Annotated in this window: 1 protein-coding gene; it reads right to left on the bottom strand. The window is 58.0% G+C overall.

Annotated elements, in window-relative coordinates:
* Positions 1-19: 19 nt before the first annotated feature.
* Positions 20-1,369 (bottom strand): hydroxylamine reductase, encoded by a 1,350-nt coding sequence (gene hcp / locus H5U08_RS17790; protein ID WP_297036188.1) that lies wholly within the window; start codon positions 1,367-1,369, stop codon positions 20-22.
* Between the last annotated feature and the right edge of the window lie 374 nt (positions 1,370-1,743).

Here is a 1,743-nt window from a genome sequence, read left to right as displayed (position 1 = left end):
CTTTATTTACGGGCGCTGATCAGCCGGCGATGTTCGCCTTGGGTGAGACCGAGGGGGTGTCTGCGGTGCCGGATCCCCGTACCGCCAGGACGCGCCGCAGATCCTCTTCTGCCGTCTGCCCGATCAGCCGCAGGTCGTATTTCTCCTGGAGGATTTTGAACACGTTCGGGGTGATGAAAGCCGGCGGCTTGGGACCGATGGTGATGCCCTTGACTCCAAGGTACAGGAGTGTCAGCAGCACCGCCACGGCTTTCTGCTCAAACCACGACACCACCAGAGTGAGCGGCAGGTCGTTGACAGAGCACCCCAGGGCCTCTGCCAGCCCGAGAGCCACCTTGATGGCCCCGTAGGCATTGTTGCACTGGCCCATGTCCAGAAGCCTGGGCAGACCGAGCAACGTCCCGTAGTCGTAATCCCGAATCCGGTACTTTCCACAGCCGAGTGTGAGAATGAACGAATTCGGCGGCGTCGCCCGCGCGTAATCGCTAAAGTAGTTCCGTCCAATTTCCGCCCCATCGCAACCACCGATGACGAAGAAGTGACGGACTTTGCCTTCCTTGACGGCCTGGACGATCTGGTCGGCCAGCGACAGGATCACGCTGTGATGGAAACCGACGGTGCTTTCACGTTGGATATTCTCCGGCAAGGGTGGGCACTCCAGGGCTTTTTTGATCACCGGGGAAAAATCGCCGTCTTTCAAACGGGTACCGCCCGGCACGGCCGTCACCCGGGTTGTGAACACGCGGTCCTTGTAACTGTCTTTCGGAATGAGGATGCAGTTGGTGGTGGCCACAATGGGCCCGGAAAATTCCTCAAACTCCCGGCGCTGTTTCTGCCAGGCGCCCCCGTAATGCCCAGCCAAATTGGGATGTTCACGAAGCTTGGGATACATGTGGGCGGGGAGCATCTCCCCGTGCGTGTACACCTTAATGGGAGTGCCTTCGCACTGCTTGAGAAGCTCTTCCAAATCGCGGAGGTCGTGTCCCGTCACGAGGATGCCGGGCCCCGCCTGGGTCCCCTCTTTGACCGTCGTCGGACTGGGCTGCCCGTACCGACGGACGTGGCCCTCATCGAGCATCTCCATAACCCGCAAATTGTGGCGGCCACACTCGAGGACCAGCTCGAAAAGGCTGTCCAAATCGAAGTTCACGTTGGTCATCGTGGCAAAAAGTGCCTCCTCAATGAAGGCGTCCACCTCTTCATCGACCATGCCCAGCCGCCGGGCATGATGGGCATACGCGGCCATCCCCTTCACGCCATAGAGCAACGTTTCCTGAAGGGATTGCACATCTTCGTTCTTGCCGCAGACACCCGGGCTGATGACACATCCCGTGCAATTCGAGGTCTGTTCACATTGATTGCAGAACATAGGCAGCTCCTCCTTATGCAGCGTGCAAAAGTTCAAGAACTTCCTTTGCGCTCGCTTTTTCATTCGCAGGCCAATCCCGTTAATCGGCCATCCAACGCTATAATACGGGCCAGGGCGTGTTGAGATTTTGACGCAGATCAAGTTCGGCCAAAAATTTTTGAGAGTTCAACCGGCCACCTCATTTCGCGAGACATCATGTCCCCTTCAGCAGTAGAAATTCTGGAAAATTGCCCGTTTTTTGCGGATGTCAACGAAACGGCCTTTCGACGGCTGTTCGCCATCGCGCGTGTCGTCAGATTCCGCAGCGGGCAAACCATCTTCGTCCAGAACGACCCCTGCCCGGGTATGTATGTGGTGGGCACCGGCCTGGTGCG

The sequence above is a fragment of the Thermogutta sp. genome, assembly GCF_014359955.1.
Taxonomy (GTDB): domain Bacteria; phylum Planctomycetota; class Planctomycetia; order Pirellulales; family Thermoguttaceae; genus Thermogutta.
The sequence above is the reverse complement of the archived record's forward strand: the minus strand, read 5'-3'. Positions and strand labels throughout refer to the sequence as shown.